16 protein-coding genes and 1 pseudogene are annotated in these 25,398 nt (G+C 63.7%); 10 read left to right on the forward strand and 7 right to left on the reverse strand.

All coding sequences use genetic code 11. The features are described from left to right. The first annotated feature begins 85 nt into the window (after positions 1–85). The 4 genes from htpX to purH all read left to right on the forward strand — a co-directional run bounded on the left by htpX (position 86) and on the right by purH (position 6,271). Complete coding sequence (htpX, locus tag AC0L24_RS19870) at positions 86–1,102, forward strand: zinc metalloprotease HtpX (RefSeq protein ID WP_127808792.1); 1,017 nt, start codon at positions 86–88, stop codon at positions 1,100–1,102. After that, positions 1,060–2,487: an RsmB/NOP family class I SAM-dependent RNA methyltransferase gene (locus tag AC0L24_RS19875; protein ID WP_127808791.1), complete on the forward strand. Its 1,428-nt coding sequence runs from the start codon at positions 1,060–1,062 to the stop codon at positions 2,485–2,487. Before htpX ends, AC0L24_RS19875 begins: the two co-directional genes overlap by 43 nt. 148 nt (positions 2,488–2,635) lie before the next feature. After that, positions 2,636–4,360, forward strand: a complete 1,725-nt coding sequence (locus AC0L24_RS19880; RefSeq protein ID WP_127808790.1) for a heparinase II/III family protein — start codon at positions 2,636–2,638, stop codon at positions 4,358–4,360. A 294-nt stretch (positions 4,361–4,654) separates the two neighbouring features. Continuing rightward, positions 4,655–6,271 carry a bifunctional phosphoribosylaminoimidazolecarboxamide formyltransferase/IMP cyclohydrolase gene (gene purH, locus AC0L24_RS19885; protein WP_127273763.1) on the forward strand — a complete coding sequence of 539 codons (1,617 nt, stop codon included), beginning with the start codon at positions 4,655–4,657 and terminating at the stop codon, positions 6,269–6,271. A 170-nt stretch (positions 6,272–6,441) separates the two neighbouring features. Here the strand turns inward: purH and AC0L24_RS19890 are convergent, their stop codons facing one another. Continuing rightward, positions 6,442–7,818 (reverse strand): MFS transporter, encoded by a 1,377-nt coding sequence (locus tag AC0L24_RS19890; protein WP_127808789.1) that lies wholly within the window; start codon positions 7,816–7,818, stop codon positions 6,442–6,444. Positions 7,819–8,170: 352 nt separating this feature from the next. On the opposite strand from AC0L24_RS19890, the pseudogene AC0L24_RS19895 reads away from it, so the two are divergent. Beyond that, positions 8,171–10,314 (forward strand): annotated as a pseudogene (locus AC0L24_RS19895) (TonB-dependent siderophore receptor). 84 nt (positions 10,315–10,398) lie between these two features. On the opposite strand, the gene AC0L24_RS19900 reads toward AC0L24_RS19895, so the two are convergent. Beyond that, complete coding sequence (locus AC0L24_RS19900) at positions 10,399–15,189, reverse strand: NAD-glutamate dehydrogenase (protein ID WP_473564084.1); 4,791 nt, start codon at positions 15,187–15,189, stop codon at positions 10,399–10,401. A 136-nt stretch (positions 15,190–15,325) separates the two neighbouring features. Between AC0L24_RS19900 and AC0L24_RS19905 the strand changes: the two genes are divergently transcribed. Then, entirely contained in the window at positions 15,326–15,889 is a 564-nt protein-coding gene (locus AC0L24_RS19905) for a peroxidase-related enzyme (protein WP_292662408.1), read from the forward strand. Between the two features lie 148 nt (positions 15,890–16,037). Here AC0L24_RS19905 and AC0L24_RS19910 read toward each other — a convergent pair whose 3' ends face one another. Beyond that, entirely contained in the window at positions 16,038–16,649 is a 612-nt protein-coding gene (locus tag AC0L24_RS19910) for a LysE family translocator (RefSeq protein ID WP_127382018.1), read from the reverse strand. A gap of 395 nt (positions 16,650–17,044) precedes the next feature. Here AC0L24_RS19910 and AC0L24_RS19915 point away from each other — a divergent pair, with 395 nt between their 5' ends. After that, a complete protein-coding gene (locus AC0L24_RS19915) occupies positions 17,045–17,671 on the forward strand; it encodes a DUF1062 domain-containing protein (protein WP_473564085.1) in 627 nt (208 codons plus the stop codon). Positions 17,672–17,731: 60 nt separating this feature from the next. On the opposite strand, the gene typA is transcribed toward AC0L24_RS19915, so the two are convergent. Further along, positions 17,732–19,561 (reverse strand): translational GTPase TypA, encoded by a 1,830-nt coding sequence (gene typA, locus AC0L24_RS19920; RefSeq protein ID WP_023811726.1) that lies wholly within the window; start codon positions 19,559–19,561, stop codon positions 17,732–17,734. 197 nt (positions 19,562–19,758) lie between these two features. Here typA and AC0L24_RS19925 point away from each other — a divergent pair, with 197 nt between their 5' ends. Further along, positions 19,759–20,040, forward strand: coding sequence for a hypothetical protein (locus tag AC0L24_RS19925; protein ID WP_245466367.1), 282 nt, complete (start codon positions 19,759–19,761; stop codon positions 20,038–20,040). Between the two features lie 91 nt (positions 20,041–20,131). On the opposite strand, the gene AC0L24_RS19930 is transcribed toward AC0L24_RS19925, so the two are convergent. Further along, a complete protein-coding gene (locus AC0L24_RS19930) occupies positions 20,132–21,691 on the reverse strand; it encodes an alkaline phosphatase D family protein (RefSeq protein WP_473564103.1) in 1,560 nt (519 codons plus the stop codon). A 275-nt stretch (positions 21,692–21,966) separates the two neighbouring features. Beyond that, positions 21,967–23,250 carry an MFS transporter gene (locus tag AC0L24_RS19935; protein WP_127267938.1) on the reverse strand — a complete coding sequence of 428 codons (1,284 nt, stop codon included), beginning with the start codon at positions 23,248–23,250 and terminating at the stop codon, positions 21,967–21,969. A gap of 74 nt (positions 23,251–23,324) precedes the next feature. Between AC0L24_RS19935 and AC0L24_RS19940 the strand changes: the two genes are divergently transcribed. Together AC0L24_RS19940 and AC0L24_RS19945 are read left to right on the forward strand one after the other, a co-directional pair. Next, positions 23,325–23,942, forward strand: coding sequence for a TetR/AcrR family transcriptional regulator (locus tag AC0L24_RS19940; protein WP_473564086.1), 618 nt, complete (start codon positions 23,325–23,327; stop codon positions 23,940–23,942). A 45-nt stretch (positions 23,943–23,987) separates the two neighbouring features. Continuing rightward, the gene (locus tag AC0L24_RS19945; RefSeq protein ID WP_127808781.1) at positions 23,988–24,581 is read left to right on the forward strand and encodes a hypothetical protein; all 594 of its coding nucleotides are present in this window, start codon (positions 23,988–23,990) and stop codon (positions 24,579–24,581) included. Positions 24,582–24,806: 225 nt separating this feature from the next. On the opposite strand, the gene ppa is transcribed toward AC0L24_RS19945, so the two are convergent. Further along, positions 24,807–25,340: an inorganic diphosphatase gene (gene ppa, locus AC0L24_RS19950; protein WP_013528997.1), complete on the reverse strand. Its 534-nt coding sequence runs from the start codon at positions 25,338–25,340 to the stop codon at positions 24,807–24,809. Between the last annotated feature and the right edge of the window lie 58 nt (positions 25,341–25,398).

Below are 25,398 nucleotides of genomic sequence, written 5' to 3' on the forward strand. Positions count from 1 at the left end.
AAACAGGAACTGGCGTTTCCCATCATATAGCCATGAACGCACGACGATCGACCCCTTTTCGGTGCCATTTCGACAGGAGCAGACGATGAACACCATCCGCACCGCCATGCTTCTTGCCGCGATGACGGCGCTGTTCATGGGCGTCGGCTTTTTGATCGGCGGAACCGGCGGCATGATGATCGCCTTCCTGTTCGCGGCCGGCACCAATCTGTTCAGCTACTGGAATGCCGACAAGATGGTGCTGTCGATGAACCGTGCCGTCGAGGTCGACGAAAGGAACGCGCCCGAATATTACGCCATCGTCCAGGCAATGGCCAAACAGGCCGGCCTGCCGATGCCGAAGACCTATCTGATCGACAACCCGCAGCCGAACGCCTTTGCCACCGGCCGCAACCCGCAGAACGCGGCGGTTGCTGCCTCCACCGGCCTGTTGCAGGCGCTGACGCCCGAGGAGGTCGCAGCCGTCATAGCGCACGAGCTCGCCCATGTGCAGCACCGCGACACGCTCACCATGACGATCGTCGCCACCTTTGCCGGTGCCATCTCGATGCTCGGCAATTTCGCCTTCTTTTTCAGTGGCAATCGCGACAACAATCCGTTCGGCTTTGTCGGCGTGCTGGCGGCGATGATCGTAGCGCCCTTTGCAGCGATGGTCGTGCAGATGGCGGTCAGCCGGACCCGCGAATACGAGGCCGACCGGCGTGGCGCTGAAATCTGTGGACACCCGCTCTGGCTGGCATCGGCGCTTGACAAGATCGCCCGCGGCGCCGAACGCATCCGCAACCCCGATGCCGAGCGCAATCCCGCGACCGCGCATCTCTTCATCATCAATCCCCTTCACGGCGAGCGCATGGACAGCCTGTTCTCCACCCACCCCGCCACTGAGAACCGCATCGCAGCCTTGCAGGCGATGGCGCAGCAGATGCAAGGCGAAACCCAGGCCGCCCCGCGCCAGGCGTCGACGCCACGGCAGGCAGATCAACCGCGGCCATCCGGCCCGTGGGGCGAGGCAGCGCAGCCCGAGCAGCCGGCGGAGCCCGCCAAGCCCAAATCCAACCCATGGGGTCGCAATCCGACCGGGCCCAAGGGCCGGTGGTCGTGAGCGTGGCGGACAGAGGACCTCGACGCACGGTTTCAGGCGATCAGGAACACAGGGACGGCGGCGACTTCGTTGCCGGCCTCGCCGCACGCAAGGCGGCGGCGCGCCTGCTTGCCGCCGTCATCGACGCCAGGACCCCGCTTGATGGGCTGACCGATCACGAAAACGGCCACCCGCAATACAAGGCGCTCGATTTGCGCGATCGCGGCCTTGTCCGCGCCATCCTGGTCACCGCGCTGCGCTACCGCATGACCATATCGGGGCTGCTGGCGCGGCGCCTGGAAAAGCCGCTGCCACCCAATGCCACCGCTTTGTCGCACATATTGCATGTGGCGGCGGCACAGATCCTGTTCCTCGATATTCCCGACAGCGCCGCCGTCGACATTGCGGTGACCCATGCCAAGTCCGATCCGCGCACGGTGCGCTTCTCCGGCCTCGTCAATGGTGTGCTGCGCACACTGGCACGTGCCAAGGAAACAGAATTGCCTGCCGCCCTTGCCGCCACCGACGAAGCGCCCAAATGGTTTTCCGATCGGCTGAAGACCACCTACGGCAACGAGAAGGCCGGACAGATCCTCGAAGCGCATCGCGTTGAGGCGCCGGTCGACTTCTCGGTCAAGGCCGATCCCGGTCTCTGGGCCGAAAAACTCGGCGGCATCGTCCTGCCGACCGGCACGGTGCGGGTCGAGAATCTTGTCGGTCCTGTCACTGAATTGCCTGGCTTTGCCGAGGGCGCCTGGTGGGTCCAGGACGCCGCGGCCAGCCTGCCCGCCCGGCTGTTCGGCGATGTCACGGGATTGCGGGTTGCCGATCTCTGCGCCGCGCCCGGCGGCAAGACCGCGCAGCTGATCGTTGCCGGCGCGAAGGTCACCGCCGTCGACACCTCGAAGAACCGGCTCGTGCGGCTGACGCAGAATCTCGACCGTCTCGGCCTATCCGCCGAAATCGTTCAGGCCGACCTGCTCAAATACGAGCCGAAGGACTTGTTCGACGCCGTGCTCCTCGACGCGCCCTGCTCATCGACCGGCACGGTGCGGCGGCATCCCGACGTGCCATGGACCAAGACTTCGGCCGATGTCGAAAAACTGGCCGACCTGCAACGCAGGCTGCTCGCCCGCGCCGTCACGCTGGTGAAGCCCGGCGGCAGGATCGTCTTTTCCAACTGTTCGCTCGATCCGCTCGAAGGCGAGGATCTCTATCACGCCTTTCTGGCCGGCACGCCTGAAGTCGCCAACGATCCGCTGCGGCAAGGCGAGATCGCCGGCATCGATCCGTTCCTGACGCCGCAAGGCACGCTGCGCACCACGCCCGCCGACCTGGAGCTCGGCGCGCCGGAACGCTCGGGCCTCGACGGTTTCTTCGCCGCTCGCATGCGGCGAGCCGGCTAGCGATTGAATTGCCCGGATTTACTGACTTTTAGGGGTAGGATCGGGGGCAAAGCCAGGTGAACCGGCGTGGGGTCGTGGAATTCGCCTTCGCACGAATCGTGCAATCATGTAGACTCGGCGCCGGGGTAGAGGACGATCAGGAGGGGTTTTGGCACTTGCTGCCAGCAGCACGACGCGTCTGTGGACGCTTGTCGCGAAGGAGTTCTGGCGCAAAACGCGCCGGCGCCTGCGCGCCGGGCCTGTCTATCGCTGGCGCTATTCCGGCCGCACGCCGGAACGTGTGCTGATCGCACCGCCGGACCTGCGCCTCGCCGACCCGCAGATCGCGCTCGAGATCTATTACGGCCGCTATCCCCTGTCGGGGCATCTCGTCGAGACCGGCGGCAAGTCGCCTTTCCAGATCAGCGTGCCCAATCACGGCTGGCAGAAGACGCTGCACGGCTTTCGCTGGCTGCGCCATATGCGCGCCGCCGGCACCGAGCTTGCCGCCGCCAATGCCCGCGCCCTGGTCTCCGATTGGATCACCATGCATGGCAGCCATATTTCCGGCATCGCCTGGGAGCCCGGCACGACGGCCAAGCGCATCATCGCCTGGTTGCAGCACTCCTCGGTCGTATTGCAGGGCGCCGAGTTCCCTTTCTACCGCGCCTTCCTGAAATCGGTAGCCATCCAGATCCGCTACCTCAGGTCGATGGCGCGCGAAATGCCCGACGGCAAGGACAGGCTGCGGGCTCGCATCGCGCTCGCCTTCGCTGCCTTGTCCCTGCCGGCGCCGGCATCGGCCCTGCGTGGCGCGACCCGCAATCTTGCCGAGGAACTCGACCGCCAGATCCTCGCCGATGGCGGGCACATTTCGCGCAATCCAATGGTCGTCCTGGAAATCCTCGCCGACCTTCTGCCGCTGCGCCAGACCTATGCCAACCAGGCGGAAACGCCGCCGCAGGCGCTGATCGGCGCCATCGACCGCATGCTGCCGGCGCTGCGCTTCTTTCGCCATCAGGATGGCAGCCTCGCCCGCTTCAACGGCATGGGCGCCACCATCCACGACCGCATCGCCACCATTCTGCGCCACGACGACACCGCCGGCGCGCCGCTGCTGCATGCGCCGCATTCCGGCTATGAGCGCCTGTCGATGGGCGGCACCACAGTCATCGCCGACACCGGCCCGCCGCCGCCGGTCGATGTGTCCAACGCCGCACACGCCAGCTGCCTTGCCTTCGAACTATCGTCCGGCCGCCAGCACTACATCGTCAATGCCGGTATCGACACCTATGGCGCGGCTGAATTCCGGCCGCTGGCGCGCGCCACCGCCGCGCACTCGACCGCCACCATCAACGACACCTCGTCGGCGCGCTTCAGCCATTCGCTGCGTGTCAACGACCTGCTCGGTTCCCCGCTGATCGGCGGCCCGCAGCACGTGCAGTGCAAGCGCACCGACCAGAAGGGCATTCAGGGCTTCATCGCCCGTCATGACGGCTATGTCCCGCGCTTCGGCTTCCTGCATGAGCGCGAGCTGAAGCTGTCGTCGAACGGCAACGTGCTGGCCGGCCGCGACCGCTTCCAGCGGCCCGGCAATACCGCGATCCGCAACAATGGCCGCGACTTCGTCACCGTCCGCTTCCATGTCCACCCCGACATCAACCTTTTGCAGGACGAGCATGACCGCCTGGTGCTGGCCGCCGATCAGGCCGATACCTGGGTGTTCACAGCAGCCGAAGTGGTGCCGGAAGTCGATGAATCGATCTATTTCGCCGGTCTTGGCGGCCCGCGCCGCAGCCGCCAGATCGTGCTTGCCTTCAAAGCCTCGGAAATCGCCGAAGTCCACTGGCAGCTGACGCGCACCAGCATCGCCGGTCATCCGGAAAACAACTGATCCTCCTGGCAGGGCTTCCAACGCAGGTTAACAGAAGGCCTGAGGACAACCAGTTCGGCAGCATCGGCAGCTTTCGTCGGCAGCGATAGGAATTTTTTCTTGACTCGGTGACCTCAGCTATGGTACAAATTCGCCCATGGTGCTGATTTGCGCCAGTGACCCGCCACACAGGCGGGTTTTTCGTTTTAATACGGATTCATTGCCTTGCCCCACCTGACCGCCGGTTTGATTTCCGGACGGCATGTGCTACGGGCGCGGGCATCCATCACACCAGTCGTGAAAGGCTGCCAGCCCATGGCCGTCGCCGCCAAGAACATTCCCGCACCAGACCTTGTTCCCGTGCGTCGCGCCCTGCTCTCCGTTTTCGACAAGACCGGCCTCATCGATTTCGCCAAAGCGCTGGCAGCCGCAGGCGTAGAGCTGGTCTCGACCGGCGGCACGGCAAAGGCGATCGCTGACGCGGGCCTTCCGGTGCGCGACGTCTCCGAGCTCACCGGTTTCCCCGAGATCATGGACGGCCGCGTCAAGACCTTGCATCCTGGGGTGCATGGCGCGCTGCTTGGCGTGCGCGACGATCCGGAGCATTCCGCGGCAATGCGCAAATACGGCATCGAGCCGATCGATCTCGTCGTCTCCAATCTCTATCCGTTCGAGGAGGTCCGCCGCTCCGGCGCCGACTACGCGTCGATCGTCGAAAACATCGACATTGGCGGGCCGGCGATGATCCGCGCCTCGGCCAAGAACCACGCCTATGTCGCCATCGTCACCGACCCCGGCGATTACGCCTCGGTGCTGAATGCGCTGGAGATGAACATCGGCTCGCTTTCGCTGGATTTCCGCAAGAAGCTGGCGGCCAAGGCCTTTGCCCGCACCGCCAGCTATGACGCGGCGATCTCCGGCTGGTTCGCCGAGGCGCTCGAGATCGAACATCCGACATGGCGCGCCTTTGGCGGCAGGTTGGTCGAGGTGATGCGCTATGGCGAGAACCCGCATCAGAGCGCCGGCTTCTACGTCAACGGCGACAAGCGCCCGGGCGTCGCCACGGCGCGCCAGCTGCAGGGCAAGCAGCTATCCTACAACAACATCAACGACACCGACGCCGCCTTCGAACTGGTCGGCGAGTTCGACCCCGACCTTTCCGCCGCCGTCGCCATCATCAAGCACGCCAATCCGTGCGGCGTTGCCGAAGGCGACTCGCTGAAAGCCGCCTACGCCAAGGCGCTGGCCTGCGACCCGGTCTCGGCCTTCGGCGGCATCATCGCCGTCAACCGCACCCTCGACGCCGAGGCGGCGGAAGAGATCGTAAAAACCTTCACCGAGGTGATCATCGCGCCCGGCGCCACCGACGAGGCAGCGGCCATCGTGGCGGCGAAAAAGAATTTGCGCCTGCTGGTCACCGGTGGGCTGCCGGACCCGCGCACGCCGGGTACGACGGTCAAATCCGTCGCCGGCGGCCTGCTCATCCAGGGCCGGGACAACGCCGTCGTCGACGACCTCGAACTGAAAGTGGTGACCAAGCGGGCGCCGACGCCGGCCGAAATGGCCGACCTGAAATTCGCCTTCCGCATCGCCAAGCACGTCAAGTCCAACGCCATCGTCTATGTCAGGGACGGCGCCACCGTCGGCATCGGCGCCGGCCAGATGAGCCGGGTCGATTCCTCACGCATCGCCGCCCGCAAGGCACTCGACGCCGCCGAGGCCGCCGGCCTTGCCGAACCGCTGACCAAGGGCTCGGTCGTCGCCTCCGACGCCTTCTTCCCCTTCGCCGATGGCTTGCTGTCGGCAATCGCCGCCGGCGCCACCGCCGTCATCCAGCCGGGCGGTTCGATGAACGACAAGGACGTGATCGCCGCTGCCGACGAGCACGGCATCGCCATGGTGTTTACGGGGATCAGGCATTTCCGCCATTGACGCACTTCTTCCTTCTCCCCTTGCGGGAGAAGGTGGATCGGCGCGTAGCGCCGAGACGGTTGAGGGGTGTTCCAGCGAAGTGAGACGTTGGTGTTCCCTGGAACACCCCTCATCCGACCTCGCTTCGCGAGGCCACCTTCTCCCACAAGGGGGGAAGGAAAGAGGCGCTCCTATCCCGCCGGCCGGTCCGCCGGATAGGGCGTCTTGACCAGGATCGCCATGCCGATGCCCAGGAACAGCACGATCACCGCCATGCCGAGCCGCGCCGAGCCGCTGGCCAGGGTGACGGACGCGACCATGAACGGCGCCAGGAAACTGGTCGCCCGCCCGGCCAGTGCATAAATGCCGAAATAGCGGCCGGATTCTGCCGCCGTGACGCTGCGCGCCATGTAGGATCGCGACGACGCCTGCACCGGCCCGAAAGCCACGCCGATCAACAGGCCGAAGAAGATGTAGGCTTTTTCCGCTGCCGTGCCGAACAGGCCGCCGCTGTCCGGCCCAGGCATCATCCAGAGGCCGAACAACGTGTAGCCCGGCCCGGTCGAGACGATGCCGATCGTGGCGATGCTGAGCAGGACCAGCGAGATCATGACGATGGTTTTTGAGCCAAGCGCCGTGTCGAGACGGGCTGCAACCAGGCAGCCGAAGATGGCAACGACATTGAGAATGATGCCGAAAATACCGATTTCGGTGATCGACCAGTGGAACATCGCAGCTGCGAAAGTGCCACCCAACGCCAGCAGCGCGTTGACGCCGTCCTGATAGATCATGCGGGCGACGAGGAAGCGGAAGATGCCGCTGCGCTTGCGCACCTCGCCCAATGTCACTTTCAGCTCCGCCAACCCCTCTCGCACAGCCGGACCGATCGGCAGGCCCTTGATGGCGTCGGGGGTGAAAAAGAACATCGGCAGGATGAACAGGAAGTACCAGCCGGCTGACAAAGGGCCGGTTGCGCGCGCATCCTCGCCGAGCTTCGGGTCGAGTCCGAACAGCGGGTCGATGCCGATGATCGTCTTGCCGGTCTCAGGCGAACCGGCCAGGCAGGCGACGACGAAGACCAGCACGATCATGCCGCCGAGATAACCAAGGCCCCAGGCCATGTTGGAAACCCGGCCGATCTCGCTCTTCGGCACCAGGCGCGGCATCATCGAATCGTTGAACACGGTCGAAAACTCCGCCGCCACCGACGCCAGCGAAAAGAACAGCACGACCAGGAAAAGGTTCGAACCGGGGGCCGCGAACCAAAGCATGCAAAGGCAGGTGATCTTGACCGCGGCAAAGAATGCGATCCACGGCTTGCGCGGTCCGGTCTGGTCGGCGATCGAGCCGAGGATCGGCGACAGCACTGCAATGACAAGGCCGGCCGCGGCAATGCCGTAGCCCCAGGCCGCCTGCCCGGTTTCCGGATCGCTCGCCATCCGCGACACGAAATAAGGCCCGAAGATGAAGGTGGTGACGACGGTGAAGAACGGCTGCGCCGCCCAGTCGAACAACATCCATCCCCAGATGCCGCGCCCGGACGCACGCTGCACTGTTTCTACCGTCATGATGATCCCCCGGCACCGGTTCCGTGTCGGGCGCCATGTCTGCATGTTTCATGCGCTCATGCAATGAACGAAGCTTGGTGCCGTCCCTTGCCCCTGCCGGGCGTTCGTTGTTCGAAAACCCAGCAATTGGCTTTCCTCCGCGGCGCGGGCCAAGCCCTTATTTTTTCTCGCGAGGGAAGTCGGACCGAAGGTCCGGCACCGTCCTCCACCCCCTGCTTCGCAGCGATTGCCGCCGGCGCGAATTTCTTGATTATTAAGTTGACTCTTTTTGTCCGGTTTGACTAATTGCGCTCGCGCAGGGCCGGAAAGTCGCCGGTCGAACGGCTCGATATGGTCTGACAGGGAATAAGAGATGACGATTGGTCGACAGGCATTGTCGCGCACTCAGGCAAGGCGATTGTTTGCGAGCAGTGCCTTGATAGCGGCATCTTTTGGAGCGGTGGGGGCCGGCCGGGCCCAGGAGGTTTCGCCGGACGATGCAACTCAACTGGAAACCATCGTCGTCACCGGCAAGTCGGACCGCGTTGTCGGGCCCGATCAAACGATCGTCGCCAAGGATACGGCGACCGCCACCAAGACCGATACGCCGATCGTCGACGTTCCCGCCTCGGTTTCAGTGGTAACCCAGAAGGAACTGGAGGCGCGCCATGTCGAAAGCCTGCAGCAGGCCGTGGCCTATACATCCAGCGTCCTCACCGACGAGTTCGGCAACGATGACCGATACGACTATATTCGCATCCGCGGTTTCGACCAGACATCGCTCGGTACCTATCGCGATGGTCTCACGGCGCGCATCCCCGCCTGGTTCACGGCCAGCCGTCTCGAACCTTACGGACTTCAGCGCGTGGAGGTCCTGAAGGGATCGACATCGACGCTTTTTGGTCTCAACGGTCCTGGCGGACTGGTCAATGCCATCACCAAGCGGCCGCTGGACCAGAAGCAGGGGGAGATTTACACGTCCTATGGCGACGGTACCAAGGAGGTTGGCGTTGATTTTGGCGGCCAATCGACCCCGATGGCGTGTGGACCTATCGGCTCACAGGGCTGGCCAAGGATGGCGATCAAGGATGGGATTATTCCAACGACGATCGGCTTTACATCGCGCCCGCGTTGACCATCAAGCCCGAGGAAGGAACGTCGCTCACCATCCTGACTGACTATTACAAGCGAGATGGCACAGGCGCACGCGGCACCCCGGCTGGCGGCAATATCGACATCGGCACATTCCTGGGCGAGCCGGATTTCAACCGCTTCAACACGGAGCAGGTCGATATCGGCTACCAGTTCGAGCACGAGTTCAACGAGAACCTCACCTTGCGCTCCAATGCCCGCTACACGCATTTGAGCCTCGACTACGCCGAGGTCTACGGCGCGTCGCTTGACCCCACGGCGGACCGCACGGCATTTTCCGTCGATGGCCTGTCCAACCGCTATGCCTTCGACAATCAGTTGCAATACGATACGGGCTGGGGCGGGATCGACAGCAAGACGCTTGTCGGCGTCGACTACGCCAACGACAACACCCGTGAAAACATTCTCTTCGGCACCGCCGGTCCCATCGGCATCGACAATCCGGCCTATTGCGGTCTGTCCTGCATCAATCTCGGCCCCTACGTGAACTGGCGGGTCAAGCAACAGGCAGTCGGTGTCTATGCCCAGGAGCAATTGACGTTTGACGACCGCTGGATCGTCACCCTGGGTGGGCGCTGGGACCGCGTGCATACGACGGCGGACTATCTCGACTCGGGAACGCAGGACGACGACACGGCATCCGCCTTCACCAAGCGTGCCGGCCTGACCTACAAATTCACTCCGAACCTCGCGGTCTACGCCAACTATTCGGAAAGCTTCCAGCCGCTCGTGGCGCCAAGCGGCAACGGATATGCGGTCTCGGGTTCGCTGAAGCCTCAAGAGGGCAGGCAGTATGAGGCAGGTATCAAGTACAAGCCCGACGGCTTCGACGGCCTGTTCACGGCCGCGGTCTTCGACCTTACCCAAACCAATGTTCCGACCTATGTCACGCCTGTTGTCCAGCAGCAGATCGGCAAGGTTGGCGTCCGCGGCATCGAACTCGAGGGCAAGGCCGCCATTGCGGAAAACCTGAACCTGACACTTGCCTATTCCTACTGGGATGCCGAGATCCTGGAAGACGGTATTGGAGGAAATGCCGGCAATCGGCCGCAGCGTGTCCCTCGCCACCTGGCTTCGGCCTGGGTTGATTATACGCTACCCGAGGAGGGACGGCGTGGCGACCTGACCATCGGCGGAGGCGTGCGCTATATCGGACAAACCTACGGGGATGACGCGAACACGACTTCGATTGGCGGCTACGCACTGGTGGATGCGGCGATCAGCTACAAGATGACCAAGGACGTGACGTTGGCCCTGAACGCAACGAACCTGTTCGACCGGAAGTATTTGACAACCAGCTATTACGGAACCGAATTTTACGGCGACCGGCTGAAGATCGTCGGCACGCTCAAACATTCCTGGTGAGCTTTTTGAACGCCGGTTTCGAGGCGGATGGCATTCGAAAAGAGCCACACGCATCCGGTGATGCGTGTGGTGATCGTCGGCGGTTCACATCCCCGTCAGATCGCTCATCAGCCCCGACGCCACCGACAGCCGCGACACGGTGATGTCGCCGCCCTCGGTCAGCGCCTGCAGCCGCTCGCGGATGCGCGCCACCCGCTCGCCGCCGGCGTCCAGCCAGGCCGCCACCGGGTCCGCCGTCCCGGCGTGGCCGGTGAGTGCCGCCACCGCGATGCCGCGCCGTGCCGCGCCGATCGTGTCGGTGGCGCGCGACAGTGCCAGCTGATCATAGTAGTCCGAAGGCGTGATCGAGCGTGCGGCGTCCTCGACACGCGGGATGCGGAAGGCATCGCTGACGGCGAAGAACGCCTTGGCCGCGGCGACGATATCGGCGCCGGCGGTGCGCGCCGTCAGCGCGATGTCGGGGATAAGTTCCGCCACCTCGCTCAGCGCCAGTTGCCCGGCCAGCCCTTCCGGCGCGCCGCTCTTGAACAGCCCGTGCCGCTTCTCCTCGATGCGCTCGCGCGAGAAAGCCGGCAGCAGCGCAACGAGCTTCGGTTCCAGCGCCTTGCGTGCTTCCTGCAGCTCGGCGATGCGCTGGCCGAGGGGTGCCGTGCCGGCATCGTTCTTGAGGTACCAGCCGCTGGTCACGTAGATCAGGCGGCTGACCATCTGATAGAGATCGAGCTGCACCTGGCCGTCGATCTGGTTGTCGAGCGCGTCGATCTCGCGATAGAGCGCCGGCAAGGCAAAACCGTCGCGCACCAAGGCGAAGGTCCGCACCACGTCGGCGGCGGTGCGCCCCGTGGCTTCCTGCAGCCGGTTGACGAAGGACGGGCCGCCGCGATTGACCAGGTCGTTGGCGACGACCCGCGTGATGATCTCGCGGCGCAGCCGGTGGCCATGGATCTCAGTGGCGTATTTCTTCGCCATCCGGTCGGGAAAATAGCCCATCAGGTCGCGATCGAAATGCGCGTCATCAGGCACGTCGCTGGCGACGATGTCGGAAAACAGCACGATCTTGGCATAGGCGAGCAGCACGCCGAGTTCGGCTCTCGTCAGCGGTTCGCCACGCGCTTCGCGCTCGGCGAGCGCTGCCGGCGACGGCAGCGTCTCCACCGCGCGGTCGAGCAGGCCACGCGCTTCCAGCGCCGTCATGAAGCGGCTCTGATGCGCGATGTCGGCGAGGCCGCGCTTGCGGGCGATCGAAAGCGCCAGCGTCTGCTGGTAGTTGTTCGACAGCACCAGCGAGCCGACCTCGTCGGTCATCTCGGCGAGCAGCTTGTTGCGTGCCGGGCGCGTCAACGACCCCTTGCGCATGGCGGATGCCAGCGCGATCTTGATGTTGACCTCGACGTCGGAACAGTTGACGCCGCCCGAATTGTCGATGGCGTCGGAATTGCAGCGGCCACCATTCAGGCCGAACTCGATGCGCGCCCGCTGCGTGACGCCGAGATTGGCGCCCTCGCCGATCACTTTCGCCCGGACATCGAGCGCGGTGATGCGAATGGCATCGTTGGCGCGATCGCCGACTTCGGCGTTGGTTTCGGTCGATGCCCGCAAATAGGTGCCGATGCCGCCGAACCACAGGAGATCGACCGGGGCCTTGAGGATGGCGGTCATGATCTCGACCGGCGTGGCGGTGGTCTTGGCCAGGCCGATCGCCGCCGCCGCCGCCGCCGGCAAGGTGATCGATTTCTGGTTGCGCGAGACGATGATGCCGCCTTCCGACAGTTTCGTCTTGTCGTAGTCCTGCCAGCTCGAACGCGGCAGCGCGAACATGCGCTCGCGCTCGGCCATCGAGGCTGCCATGTCGGGATCGGGGTCGATAAAGATGTCGCGATGGTCGAAGGCGGCGATCAGCCGGGTTTTCGGCGACAAAAGCATGCCGTTGCCGAACACGTCGCCCGACATGTCGCCAACCCCGACGACGCTGAAGGACGAGGTCTGGATATCGCGGTTGATCTCGCGGAAATGCCGCTTGACCGCTTCCCAGGCGCCCTTGGCGGTGATGCCCATCTTTTTGTGGTCGTAGCCGGCCGAGCCGCCGCTGGCGAAGGCGTCGTCGAGCCAGAAGCCGTGCTTCTCCGAGATCGCGTTGGCGGTGTCGGAAAAGGTCGCCGTACCCTTGTCGGCGGCAACGACGAAATACGGATCGTCCGGGTCGCGTCTGATGACGCCGGCCGGCGGGATGACACCGTCGAGACCGATATTGTCGGTGATCGACAGCAGGCTGGAGACGAAATTCTTGTAGGCCGAGGTGCCGGCCTCGAAGATCGCGTCGCGACCGGCGCTCATCGGCAGCTTCTTCGGATAGAAGCCGCCCTTGGCGCCAACCGGCACGATGACGGCATTCTTGACCTGCTGTGCCTTGACCAGGCCGAGCACCTCGGTGCGGTAGTCCTGGGCGCGGTCGGACCAGCGCAGGCCGCCGCGCGCCACCGGACCGAAGCGCAGATGCAGGCCTTCGACCTCGGAACCGTAGACGAAGATCTCCCGCCACGGCCGCGGCGCCGGCAAGCCCTCGACCGCGTGCGAATCGAGTTTGATCGCCAGCGACTGGCCTTTCTCTTTCGTATCGGCAACGAAATGATTGGTGCGCAGCGAGGCTTCGATCAGATTGAGATAGCGCCGGATGATGGTGTCGTCATCGATGTTCGACACATCCTCCAGCGCGTCCTTGATCTTGGCCTTGAGGTGCTTTGCGGCCACCACGCCTTCGGTCTCGGCTGTCGGGCCAAGCCGGGCGATGAACAGCGCATGCAGGCCCCGCGCTATGTCGGGATAGCGATTGAGCGCGGCGGCGATGAAATCCTGGCTTTGCGGGATGCCGACCTGCTGCAGATAGCGGCCATAGGCGCGCAGGATCGTGATCTCGCCTGACCACAAGCCGGCGGTCTGGGCAAGGCCGTTATAGCCGTCATTGTCGACATCGCCTCGCCAGACAGAGAGGAAAGCGTCCTCGAACAGCGCGCCGCCATCAGTCAGGTCGATCGGCTTGCCGTAGCTGTTCTCCAACTCCATGTCATGGATGAAGACCAGGCCGGATTGTTCGTCGCCGACCTCGAAGGTGCGCTCGCTGATGACGCGGAAGCCAATGTTTTCCAGCACCGGCACCCGCCGCGACAGCGCCACCGGGCTGCCATGGTGATAGATTTTCAGCGCCGCCTGATGCGGTTTCTGCTCGGCATGACGATAATAATCGATGGCGATCGGATTGCCGGCGCTGATCTTGGCAATGCGCCTGGCATCGGCCAGCGCCACCGCCGCGCTGAACGAATCGCGGTAGCTTTCCGGCAGCCGCGCGGCAATCGCCTTCAAAGCCTGGTCGCCGCCACTGGCCTCGGCCGCATCGGAAAGGGCGTCCTCCCAGGTACGCACGATGTCGCGGATCGCCGCCTCTATCGTCGCTTGCTCGACCTTCGGCGTCTTGCCGCCGGAGCGGCCGATGATGAAGTGCACGCGCGCCAGCCCGCCCTCGGGAAAGGCCGGGTAGTAGGCCGACAGCCGGCCTTCGAATACGGTCTTCAGATACGAGCCGATCTTCTCGCGCACGACGCTGTCGTAACGGTCGCGCGGCACGAAGACGAGGATCGAGACGAACCGGTCGAACTGGTCGGCGCGCACCAGCGCCCGCACGCGTGGCCGCTCGACCAGGCCCAGAATGGCAGCGGCGTGCTTCCTCAGGATCGGCACCGGCACCTGGAACAATTCGTCGCGCGGATAGCTTTCCAGCACGTTGATCAGCGCCTTGCCGGAGTGATCGTGCCGGTCGAAGCCGGACTTGGCGATGATGGTTTCGGCCTTGGACCTGAGATACGGGATCTTCATCACCGAGCGCGTGTAGGCGGTCGAGGTGAACAGGCCGACGATGCGCAATTCGCCCGCGAGCGTGCCCTTGGCGGTGTAGGTCTTGACGCCGATATAGTCGAGATAGATGCGGCGGTGCACGGAAGACTTGGCATTGGCCTTGGTGACGATCAGCGGCTCCGGCCCGTGCAGGAAGGCGCGGATTTCCGGCGTCGTCGTTACCGCTTCGGTGCCGCGCCTGAGCACCAGCACGTCGGGGTCGGACAGGATGCCGAGGCCGGGCTTTTCAGCGCGCTCCAGCGTGCCGCTTTCCTCGCCGCCGGTGTATTTGAACTCGCGCATGCCAAGGAAGGTGAAATTGTCGTCGCGCAGCCACTCCAGGAAGGCGAGGGCCTCGGCAACGCTCTTCTTGTCGAGCGGCACGGCCGTATAGCGGAATTCCGAGATCGCCTGATCGAGGCGGGCCAGCATCGGCCTCCAATCGTGAACGGCGGCATGAACCTGGCCAAGGATCTTGCGCAGCCGCTCGCTCAATCCGCTCGCCTGCTCGGATGTCAGCCGCGGGATGTGGACATGGATGACGCTAAGCCGGTCGTGGCTGCCATCGTCCTTGGCGAAATTGCCGTCGCCGAGGATTTCTTCCACGCCGCCCTTGCCGTGGCGCACCACGATAACCGGATGGGTGACCAGGGTCGGTTCGCCCGATGTCTCGGTGATCTCGCCGAGGATGGAATCGAACAGGAACGGCATGTTGTCGTTGACGACCGTGACAACCGTCATCGGGCGGCCGTCTCGCACAACGCCCGAATCGGCAGCGACGGCGACGACGCACTCGCCTTTCCTGTGAGTGGCGACTGCCTGGCCGGCGAGATCGGCGGCCCGCTCCAGGTCGGCCACATCGTAGGGAGCAATGTCTTCAGCTGGCGCGCGGGCGAGCAGATAGTCTGCAAGCCTGGCTGGCCTTTCCTCCGCTTTAATCGCTGCCGTGGCTTTTTTCTTCGGCTTGCTCGCGGATTTCACGCTGGCCATGACGCACGTCCCTCCCGTCGAATGCTTTTACGATTATGGTAGCAGATGACCGCTGTTTGGCGACAAAGGTTTGACGGCTTGCCAAGAATTATCGGAATTTGGCGACAAGATGCCGCGCAACGAGGAGAAATGACCCATGACCGGCAAAATCAGCGCGCTTGATCTTGGCCAGGGAGAGCTGAGCGAGGCGACAAAAACCTATTTCGCCAAATGCGAGGAGAAGCTCGGCCTCGTCCCCAACGTGCTCAGGGCCTATGCCTTCGACGACAGGAAGCTGCGCGCCTTCACCGACATGTACAACGATTTGATGCTGGGTGAGTCCGGCCTGTCGAAGCTGGAACGCGAGATGATCGCGGTCGCCGTCTCGTCGATCAATCATTGCTACTATTGCCTGACCGCGCACGGCGCGGCGGTGCGCCAGCTCTCCGGCGACCCGCCGCTCGGCGAAATGATGGCGATGAATTTCCGCGCCGCCGATCTTTCGCCCAGGCAGACCGCAATGCTCGAATTCGCCGTCAAGCTGACGCAAGAGCCGGCCAAGATCGTCGAGGCAGACCGGGCCACGCTGCGTCAGGCCGGCTTCACCGACCGCGACATCTGGGACATCGCCTCGACCGCTGCCTTCTTCAACATGTCGAACCGGGTGGCCGCGGCAATCGACATGCGCCCGAACGACGAATACCACGCCATGGCACGGTGAATTTGCTTTCTTCTACCCGTTTACGGGAGAAGATGCCGGCAGGCAGATGAGGGGCGGCACCAACATCCGTGAATCGAGGCCAACTTTGCGCTGCCCCTCACCCGACCCTTCGGGCCACCTTCTCCCCGTAAACGGGGCGAGGGGAAGATCAGCGAGCAGCGATCGCCGCCGCCGCGCCGGCCATGGTCGTCGCGCTGACGCGGTTGGCGATCTTCATGGCGCGTTTGCTCTTCAAAAGCTTGCGCGCCTGTGATGCGGCGAGCACCCAGCCGAGATCGATGGCGACCAGCACCACGGCCATGGTCGCCGTCAGCTCGACCCAGCCGACGATGCTGACCGAAGCGAGGTCGATGATGGTCGGCAGCAGCGCCAAGTAGAACATCATGATCTTGGGATTGCCAAGCGTCACCGCCATGCCGGCGAAGAACAGCTTTGCCGGAGAATCCTCGCGCGGCATCTCGCCCTCTTTTGCATCGACAGGCGCGGTCCACATTTTCCAGGCGAGGTAAGCGAGATAGGCGACGCCGACCCATTTCACCACGACGAAGGCGAAATGGAAGGTCTGCGCCACGACAGCCAGGCCGAACACCGCCAGCGACAGCCAGATGCCCTCGCCGATCCACATGGCGAGCAGGAACGGAAACACGTCGCGAAACCCTTTCGAGATGACGCGCGCGACAAGCGCCGCGATCGAGGGGCCGGGCGAACCGGCGGCAACGAACAAAGCGGCGGCGAAAATCAGGAGCGAGGTGGGGTGCATAACCGGGGTCTCTGGTTGAAAACCTTCGATTTCGGATATTAGCGCAAGTGGCTCGGCTGCGGTAGCACCGACAAAAGACCCTTGTCGGTCCAGCATCTCGCGGCTAGAAAGGCCGCCGCGAAACAATTTTGAGCGTCACTTTGCCTACGTAACCGCCGGTCTCGTCAACTCCCCCGACACACTGCATGACACCGCATTCGCGGTGTCTGTTTTCATTTTCATGTGTTCTTCTGGGCGGCGGTTCGAGACCGGTTTGGCACTGCTGAACCGTTGTTGCGCGCTGCCGCCCGTGACATCCGATTTCCGATCATAGCAAGCGACCGCCACGCCGCGCCCGCATGGGCATCTCGACATCGCCGGCCTGATGAACTTCCCGACGGGAAGGGCTTATCGGCATGTCTGGACTTCAGCGTATCCATTGGACGATCGCACCCCAAACCCCACCTCGGCCGCTCATCAGCTGCAATCGTTGCGGCACTGTGAAGGCCTATTGCAGCAGCGGGAAATTCCGCGTCAACGCCAATGGCAAACGCATCGACGTGTGGCTGATCTATCGCTGCATCGACTGCGACAACTCCTGGAATTTCGGCATTTTCGAGCGCTGCAACCGCCGCGACATCGACCCGGCGCTGCTGGCGGCGCTCGAAAGCAACGATCCTGCACTCGCTCACCGTCATGCCTTCGATGTAATCGCGTTGCGCAACCGGATCGGGCGCGTCGAGGAGTTCTCCGATGTCAGCGTTCACAAGCGCAGGCTCGGCGACACCGGGGAAGCCGCGACCGTGTTGGAAATCGAGCTTGGACTGGAAATGCCGATATCGCTGCGACTCGACCGGCTGCTCGCCGGCGAACTCGGCATCTCGCGATCACGGCTTCAGGCGCTGGAGGAGACGCGGCTGCTCATCATTGACCCGGATGGCGCAAAGGCCCTGCGCAAGCCGGCCCGCGCGGGAATCGCGGTCCGCATCGATCTGGCCGGCGAGGCCGATCGGCAGGCCATCATCTCGGCTGCCGGTGGATGAACGAAAAAGGGGCGGAACACTGGTTGCTCCGCCCCTCTCGATTGTTGGGAAATAGGGAGCTTACGCCGCGCCGACCACCTTGGACGACTTCTCGAACCGCTTGCGCTCGTTCGGATCGAGATAGAGCTTGCGCAGCCGAATGGTCTTCGGCGTCACTTCGACCAGTTCATCGTCCTGAATCCAGGCCAGCGCGCGTTCCAGCGTCATGCGGATCGGCGGCGTCAGCTTGACCGCCTCGTCCTTGCCGGCGGCACGGATGTTGGTCAGCTTCTTGCCCTTGAGCACGTTCACTTCAAGATCATTGTCGCGGCTATGAATGCCGATGATCATGCCCTGATATACCTTGACGCCCGGATCGATGACCATCGGGCCGCGATCTTCCAGGTTCCACATGGCGTAGGCGACCGATTCGCCCTGTTCGTTGGAAATCAGCACGCCATTGGTGCGGCCCGGCAGCTCACCCTTGTAGGGCTCATAGGCGTGGAAGAGCCGGTTCATCACGGCGGTGCCGCGCGTGTCGGTCAAAAGCTCCGACTGGTAGCCGATCAGGCCACGGGTCGGCGCGTGGAAGACGATGCGCTGGCGATTGCCGCCGGACGGGCGCAGTTCGACCATCTCGGCCTTGCGCTCGGACATCTTCTGCACGACGACGCCGGCATGCTCCTCATCGACGTCGATGACGACTTCTTCGACCGGCTCCAGCAATTCGCCGTTCTCGCCCTTCTGCATGACGACGCGCGGACGCGACACGGCGATTTCAAAGCCTTCGCGGCGCATCGTCTCGATCAGCACGGCCAGCTGCAATTCGCCGCGGCCGGAGACGAAGAACGAATCCTTGTCGGGCGATTCCTCGATCTTCAGCGCGACATTGCCTTCGGCTTCGCGCAGCAGGCGGTCGCGGATGACGCGGCTGGTCACCTTGTCCCCTTCGGTGCCGGCCAGCGGACTGTCATTGACCAGGAACGACATCGTCACGGTCGGCGGATCGATCGGCTGCGCATGCAGCGGTTCGCTCACGCTCGGGTCGCAGAACGTGTCGGCGACGGTGCCCTTCGACAGGCCGGCAATGGCGACGATGTCGCCCGCCTGCGCTTCTTCGATCGGCTGGCGCTCAAGGCCGCGGAAGGCCAGGATCTTCGAAATACGGCCGGTTTCGATCTGGGTGCCGTCATGGTGCAGCACCTTGACCGGCTGGTTGGCCTTCAGCGTGCCGCTCTCGATACGGCCGGTGATGATGCGGCCGAGGAACGGATTGGCTTCCAGGATGGTGCCGATCATGCGGAACGGGCCGGGATGAACGGTCGGCTCCGGCACATGCTTGATGACGAGGTCGAACAGCGGCCCCAGTTGCTGGTCCTTGGGTCCTTCCGGATTTTCCGAAACCCAGCCATCGCGGCCTGAACCGTACAGAATCGGGAAGTCGAGCTGCTCGTCGGTGGCGTCGAGCGCCGCGAAAAGGTCGAACACCTCGTTGACCACCTCGACGTGACGGGCGTCCGGACGGTCGATCTTGTTGATGACGACGATCGGCTTCAGGCCGACCTTGAGCGCCTTGCCGACGACGAACTTGGTTTGCGGCATCGGCCCTTCGGCTGCGTCGACCAGCACGATGGCTGAGTCCACCATCGACAGGATGCGTTCGACCTCGCCACCGAAATCGGCGTGGCCGGGGGTGTCGACGATGTTGATGCGGGTATCCTTCCAGTCGACCGAAGTCGCCTTGGCCAGGATGGTGATGCCGCGTTCCTTTTCGAGGTCGTTGGAATCCATGGCGCGCTCGGCGACGCGCTGATTGTCTCGGAAGGAGCCGGACTGCTTCAAAAGCTGGTCGACCAGGGTGGTCTTTCCATGGTCGACGTGCGCGATGATCGCGATATTACGGATTTTCATGTTCTGGTCTCGGAAGCGTTGCAGGCAGCAGGCCAAAAGGCGCTGCCTCTTTCGGTTGCGCGGCTCATACAGGGTTTTTCGCAGTTGCGAAAGAGGAGGAGCGTCACCAAATACTCATCAAATCTTAAGCATCTGCGTGTGAGATGATTTTGTTAACCAAGGCGGGAACCCTTTGGGGCCCGGGCAGTTCAAACGTCATGACCGATAAACTCAACCGATTCTGGCCGCTCATCGCGTCTGTTGCCTTCGCCGTCCTGCTGGCGGCCAACGCCGCACAGTCAGCCGCGACGATGAAGGAATCACGGCCTGCCTTGCCGTCAGAGGCACAGTCGGCCGAGCAGATTTTCGCCGACGCACCAGACGGCGTCGACCCGATGGTGACCGGCCCGGTCAGCGCCGCCTTCAAGCAGCGCCAGGACGCCGCCAACTGCGACAGCGCCGTCTGGCCGAATATCCCCATGGTCTGCTACCCGGACTAGTCAGCGCTTCACCCCCCGCCCCGTCTCGCCAGCTTCGCTTTGCGAAGCCGCCGCCGACCTTCCCCACAAGGGGGAGGGTTGAGAAGCGCGCTTACGCCGACCGCACCGGGTCGAGCGTCACCTTGTAGAGTTCGTTGTCGTCGCGATCCATCAGCCGCACCGTCATCTGCTCGCTGGCGCCTGAAATATCGACGAGCCCGAAGAATTGCAGCCCGGCCGAGGGCGGCAGGTTCTGTCCCTGTTCGGCGGTCGGCGCCTTGATGAACTTCAGCTCCGGACCGAACGTCATGTCGAAATCGTTCGGACCGAACGTGCCGGCATGGATCGGACCCGAGACGAATTCCCAGAACGGATTGAACTCCTGGAACTGCGCCTTGTCCGGGTTGTAATAATGCGCGGCCGTGTAATGCACATCTGCGGTGAGCCAGACGGTGTTGCTGATGCCGGCATTCTTTATGAAGCGCAGCAGGTTGGCGATCTCGAGCTCGCGCCCTTTTGGCAAGCCATTGTCGCCATTGCTGACCGCTTCGGCGCCAACCTTCTTGGTGCCGTCGTCCCAGACGACGAGGCCGAGCGGCATGTCGGCGGCGATGATTTTCCAGGTCGCCTTCGAATTCGCCAGTTCGCGCTTCAGCCATTTCGTCTGCTGCTCGCCGAGCATGCGCGACTGCGGCGTCATCTCATCCTGCATGTCGGGACCATTGGGGCCGCGATAGGAGCGCATGTCGAGGAAGAACACGTCGAGCAGCGGCCCATAAGCGATCTTGCGATAGACGCGGCCGGGCTCGGAAGGTTCGTAGCGGATCGTCGTCATCTCGTGGAAAGCCCGCGCCGCGCGGGCCGCCAGCACGTGGATGGATTTTTCCGTGTAGCGGCTGTCGGCGCTGAGATCCTTGGAATCCGACCAGTTGTTCAGCACTTCATGGTCGTCCCACTGGTAGAAGGTCGGGCAGATGGCGCTCAGGCCGAGCACGCTCCTGTCCATCATGTTGTATTTCCACTGGTCCCGGTACTCGTCCAGCGTCTCGGCGACTTTGCGCTTGCCGTCGATCAGCACGACGTTCTTCCACTTGCCGCCGCCGGGCAGGTCGACATCGTCCTTCATGGCGCCGTCGGCATAAATGGTGTCGCCCGAATGCAGGAAGAAGTCAGGCGTGTGCTTGCCGATCGTGGCGTAGGTCTTCATGCCGGTCTCATCGATGCCCCAGCCCTGGCCGGCGGTGTCGCCGGACCAGGCAAAGCGGATGTCGCGCTTGGAGGCTGGCGCCGTCCTGAAACGGCCGGTGATCGGCTCCGAAACGGCGTTGATGTCGGCGAGATCGGCCGATGTCATGCGGTAGAAGATATCCTGGTCGGAAGCGAGGTCGGTGAGCAGCCGCTTGACCGTGTAATCGCTGGCCGGCGACGTGTCGAGCGGCGCCAGGCGTGTCGCATTGGCGAAATTTTCCGTCGACGACACCTCGAACATGACGCGCGACGGTCGGTCGGTGCGCGTCCACACCACGCCGCTGGTGGCGTCGACATCGCCGGACTGGACGCCATGGGTGAAGGAAGGCCGCTGATTGGCGCGCGAATAATAGGGCAGCGCCAGGCCGGAAACGCCGGCCAGGCCAACGGCGCCGGCGGAAGTGACGAAAGCGCGGCGGGTCATCGAAAGCTTGTTCACGGCTGTCTCCTGGATGGCTTGAACGGTGCCACCAAAATCCAGCGTCAATGTTTCAGGCGCATCTCGGGATGATGAAGGTTTGATAACAATGAACAGGGTAATCCCCCCTCGAGGGGGAGATGTCGCCAGAGGCGGCAGAGGGGGTCGCCGCGCGTGGAGCGCTAACCTCCTTCTATCGCAAGAGGCCGAGCCCAGTCGGACCGACCCCCTCTGGCCGCTTCGCGGCCATCTCCCCCTCGAGGGGGGAGATAGCGTCGCGCCTAAGCCGCTTGCGGCTCCGGATCGAACGCCGGCTTGCTGGTGTTGATCAGCAGCGAGATACAGGCGGCGGCGATTGCCGTCATGCCGGCGATCAGGAAGGCCAGTTCGTAATTGCCCTGCAACTCGCGCATGGTGCCGCCAAAGGCGGCGGCAGCGGCCGCACCGATCTGGTGCCCGGCGACGATCCAGCCGAACACGATCGGCCCGCTGCGATCGCCGAACGCCTCGTTGGCGAGCCGCAGCGTCGGCGGCACGGTGGCGATCCAGTCGAGGCCGTAGAGCACGGCGAAGATGATCAAGCTGGTGGCCGAGAAGCCGGAATAGGGCAGATAGATCAGCGACAGGCCACGAATGCCGTAATAGACGCCGAGCAGCTTGCGCGGATCGTAGCGGTCGGTGAGCCAGCCCGACAACGTCGTGCCGATCAGGTCGAAGATGCCCATCATCGACAGCAGGCCGGCGGCCTGCACTTCGCCGATGCCCATGTCGCCGCAGAACGCGATCAGATGCGTGCCGACCAGCCCGTTGGTGGTGAAGCCGCAGACGAAGAAGGTGGCGAACAGATACCAGAACACCCGCGTGCCGGCGGCACGGCGCAGCGTCGAGAACGTATGCGCAAGAAAATTGCCCTGTGACGCAGGCGGAGTGGGCGGCACGTCGTCAGCCTCGGCGCCGTAGCGCACCATGCCGATCGATGCCGGCCGCTCCGGCACCAGCAGCCAGACCAGCGGTATCAGGGCAGCGGTCGCGATCGCGACCGCAATGACAACCGGCTGCCAGCCGCCCGACTGCGCCAGCGCGGCGATCAGCGGCAGGAACACCAGCATGCCCGAGGCGCTGGAGGCCGACATCAATCCCATGACAAGCCCGCGATTGGTCTTGAACCAACGGTTGACGATGGTCGCGCCGAGCACGCTGGCGACAGCACCGGAACCAATGCCCGAGAACACGCCCCAGGTGATGAACAGATGCCACGGCTTGGTCATCAGCAGGCTGAGCGCGGTCGAGCCTGACATCACCACCAGCGAGGCCAGCAACGTGCGGCGCAGCCCGATGCGCTCCATCAGGGCTGCGGCAAATGGCCCCGTCAGACCGTAAAGCAGAATGCCGACACCAGCAGCCAGCGAGATGATGTCGCGGCGCCAGCCGAAACTGTTTTCCAGCGGCAGCATCATGACAGAGGGTGCGGAGCGCAGGCCAGCCGCGACCAGCAGGCTAAGGAAGATCACGCCGACCACGACGAAAGCGTAGCGCTGGCCAAAGGGGCGGGATTGAGCTATCATGTTACTGACCGGTACGTTGCAGGGTAGGAACATGTATACGTACCGATCGGTAACATTGTCAATCGAGCCACACGATGCCAACCGACAGAAATATTGATCTGACCATCAGCGAGGGTCATGCATCCGCTCCGCCGAAGGCCGCCAAGAAGATCCTCGATGTGGCCTATGACCTGTTCTACCGGCGCGGCATCAGGGCGATCGGCGTCGACGAGATCGTCAAACGTGCCGGCGTCACCAAGCCCAGTCTTTACCGCAGCTTTCCGTCCAAGGACGAGCTGGCGGCCTCCTATCTCAGGCAGTACGATCTTGAATATTGGGAGCGTTTCGACGAGGCGGTCGCCGCTCATCCCGGCGACCCGCGCGCGCAGATCAAGGCTTTCCTGACCCGCATCGGCAAGCGCACGCAAGTGGCGGACTATCGCGGCTGCGGCATGACCAATGCGGCGGTCGAATATCCCGACCACAGCCATCCGGCCCGTGTGGTCAGCGAGGCCAACAAGCAGGAACTGCGCCGCCGGCTGCGCGCCATGGCGGTTGCGATGGGCGCGCAAGACCCTGACACGCTCGGCGACGGCCTGCTGCTGCTGATCGAGGGTGCCTATATCAGCGGCCAGCTGTTCGGGCTCGGCGGCCCGGCGCAAGCGGTCGCCCGCAACGCGGACCTGCTGATTGAAGCGAGCTTGAAGAAATAACGTTTGGCGCTACGCTGCGGCAGCTTGCAACGGAGATTGACCGCCATGCGTGCCATTCTGATCCCGCTTGTTCTGGTCGGTCTGGGTCAGGCGGCGCAAGCCGACGGCATTTCCAGCGCCTACACCGATCTGGATTCGAAAAAGGATTGCGTGACCTACGCGCAGGCCGAGGAAGGCGACGGCGACTGGGCCGAACTCGCCTGTTCGGGCTATCGCGGCTATCCCGTGCTGATAGCCTATGACGATGCCCGTGAATCGCTGTTCTACGGCTTTCCCCCCGGCGGCGACATGACGACGGTCTGGGAGAGCTTTTCCGGTTTCAATTCGTCCGGAGCCAAGATCGAATGGCGCATCGAAACCACCGGCGACAAGGCTGTGCCCTATGCAGCCATCCATCGCCGCTCGATCAGCAATCCCGAGGACGAGAAAAAGCCGACCGAGGTGCTGCTCGTCGCCAAGGTCGGCCAGATGGGCGCCCGCGACGGCTGCACCGTCGGCCTCGTGCTGGCCACCGGCAATCCCACCGCCAACGATCAGGCGCGCAAGCTTGCCGACGACAAGGCACGCACCTTCGCCTGCGGCAAGGACAGGCGCACCGTCATCGGCAATGTGCCGGCTTTCGGCCGAGTGGATAACTGAGCACGGCGGAGATTGGGCATCGCACCCGTAGCTTCGTCATCCACGGGCGGAGCAAGGAGCGTAGCGACGCAGCGCAGACCCGAGGATCCATGCCGCGACATCAACACCGCCGCGGCGGTGCGGAATTCCGTTCCGCCGCACACGTCGCCTGGCGTCGCGGCATGGATACCAGGGTCTCCGCGACGCCGCTTTGCGGCTGCTCCGCCCTGGTATGACGAAGTTGGGCTACTTGCTCGCCTTGGCCCGCTCGATCGCGTCGACGATCATCTTCTTGGCATATTTGGAATCGTGCCAGCCTTCGATCTTGACCCATTTGCCGGGCTCGAGATCCTTGTAGTGCTCGAAGAAGTGCTGCACCTGCTGGCGCGTGATGTCGGGCAGCTGGGTGTATTCGGTGACGTTCTCGTAGCGAAGCGTCAGTTTCGGCGACGGCACGGCAATGATCTTCTCATCCTGGCCGGCATTGTCTTCCATGATCAGCACGCCGATCGGCCTGACGTTGATGACGCAGCCCGGCACCAGGGCGCGCGTGTTGCAGACCAGCACGTCGATCGGATCGCCGTCGCCCGACAGCGTGTGCGGCACGAAGCCGTAATTGCCGGGGTAGCGCATCGAGGTGTGCAGGAAGCGGTCGACGAACAGCGTGCCGGCTTCCTTGTCCATCTCATACTTGATCGGCTCGCCGCCGATCGGCACCTCGATGATGACGTTGACGTCCTCAGGCGGGTTCTTTCCGCTGGCTATGGCTTCAATGCGCATGGCTTAAATCCCTCTCTCGATGGGAGATCGATAGCGGGCGACGCGTCATGGTGCAATG

Source organism: Mesorhizobium sp. WSM4809 (genome assembly GCF_055811655.1).

What these genes read in the sequence shown, in the direction of transcription:
- htpX (WP_127808792.1), top strand. Translation starts at nt 86, where the DNA reads ATGAACACCATCCGCACCGCCATGCTTCTTGCCGCGATGACGGCGCTG.
- AC0L24_RS19875 (WP_127808791.1), top strand. Translation starts at nt 1,060, where the DNA reads ATGGGGTCGCAATCCGACCGGGCCCAAGGGCCGGTGGTCGTGAGCGTG.
- purH (WP_127273763.1), top strand. Translation starts at nt 4,655, where the DNA reads ATGGCCGTCGCCGCCAAGAACATTCCCGCACCAGACCTTGTTCCCGTG.
- AC0L24_RS19890 (WP_127808789.1), bottom strand. Translation starts at nt 7,818, where the DNA reads ATGACGGTAGAAACAGTGCAGCGTGCGTCCGGGCGCGGCATCTGGGGA.
- AC0L24_RS19900 (WP_473564084.1), bottom strand. Translation starts at nt 15,189, where the DNA reads ATGGCCAGCGTGAAATCCGCGAGCAAGCCGAAGAAAAAAGCCACGGCA.
- AC0L24_RS19905 (WP_292662408.1), top strand. Translation starts at nt 15,326, where the DNA reads ATGACCGGCAAAATCAGCGCGCTTGATCTTGGCCAGGGAGAGCTGAGC.
- AC0L24_RS19910 (WP_127382018.1), bottom strand. Translation starts at nt 16,649, where the DNA reads ATGCACCCCACCTCGCTCCTGATTTTCGCCGCCGCTTTGTTCGTTGCC.
- AC0L24_RS19915 (WP_473564085.1), top strand. Translation starts at nt 17,045, where the DNA reads ATGTCTGGACTTCAGCGTATCCATTGGACGATCGCACCCCAAACCCCA.
- typA (WP_023811726.1), bottom strand. Translation starts at nt 19,561, where the DNA reads ATGAAAATCCGTAATATCGCGATCATCGCGCACGTCGACCATGGAAAG.
- AC0L24_RS19925 (WP_245466367.1), top strand. Translation starts at nt 19,759, where the DNA reads ATGACCGATAAACTCAACCGATTCTGGCCGCTCATCGCGTCTGTTGCC.
- AC0L24_RS19930 (WP_473564103.1), bottom strand. Translation starts at nt 21,691, where the DNA reads ATGACCCGCCGCGCTTTCGTCACTTCCGCCGGCGCCGTTGGCCTGGCC.
- AC0L24_RS19935 (WP_127267938.1), bottom strand. Translation starts at nt 23,250, where the DNA reads ATGATAGCTCAATCCCGCCCCTTTGGCCAGCGCTACGCTTTCGTCGTG.
- AC0L24_RS19940 (WP_473564086.1), top strand. Translation starts at nt 23,325, where the DNA reads ATGCCAACCGACAGAAATATTGATCTGACCATCAGCGAGGGTCATGCA.
- AC0L24_RS19945 (WP_127808781.1), top strand. Translation starts at nt 23,988, where the DNA reads ATGCGTGCCATTCTGATCCCGCTTGTTCTGGTCGGTCTGGGTCAGGCG.
- ppa (WP_013528997.1), bottom strand. Translation starts at nt 25,340, where the DNA reads ATGCGCATTGAAGCCATAGCCAGCGGAAAGAACCCGCCTGAGGACGTC.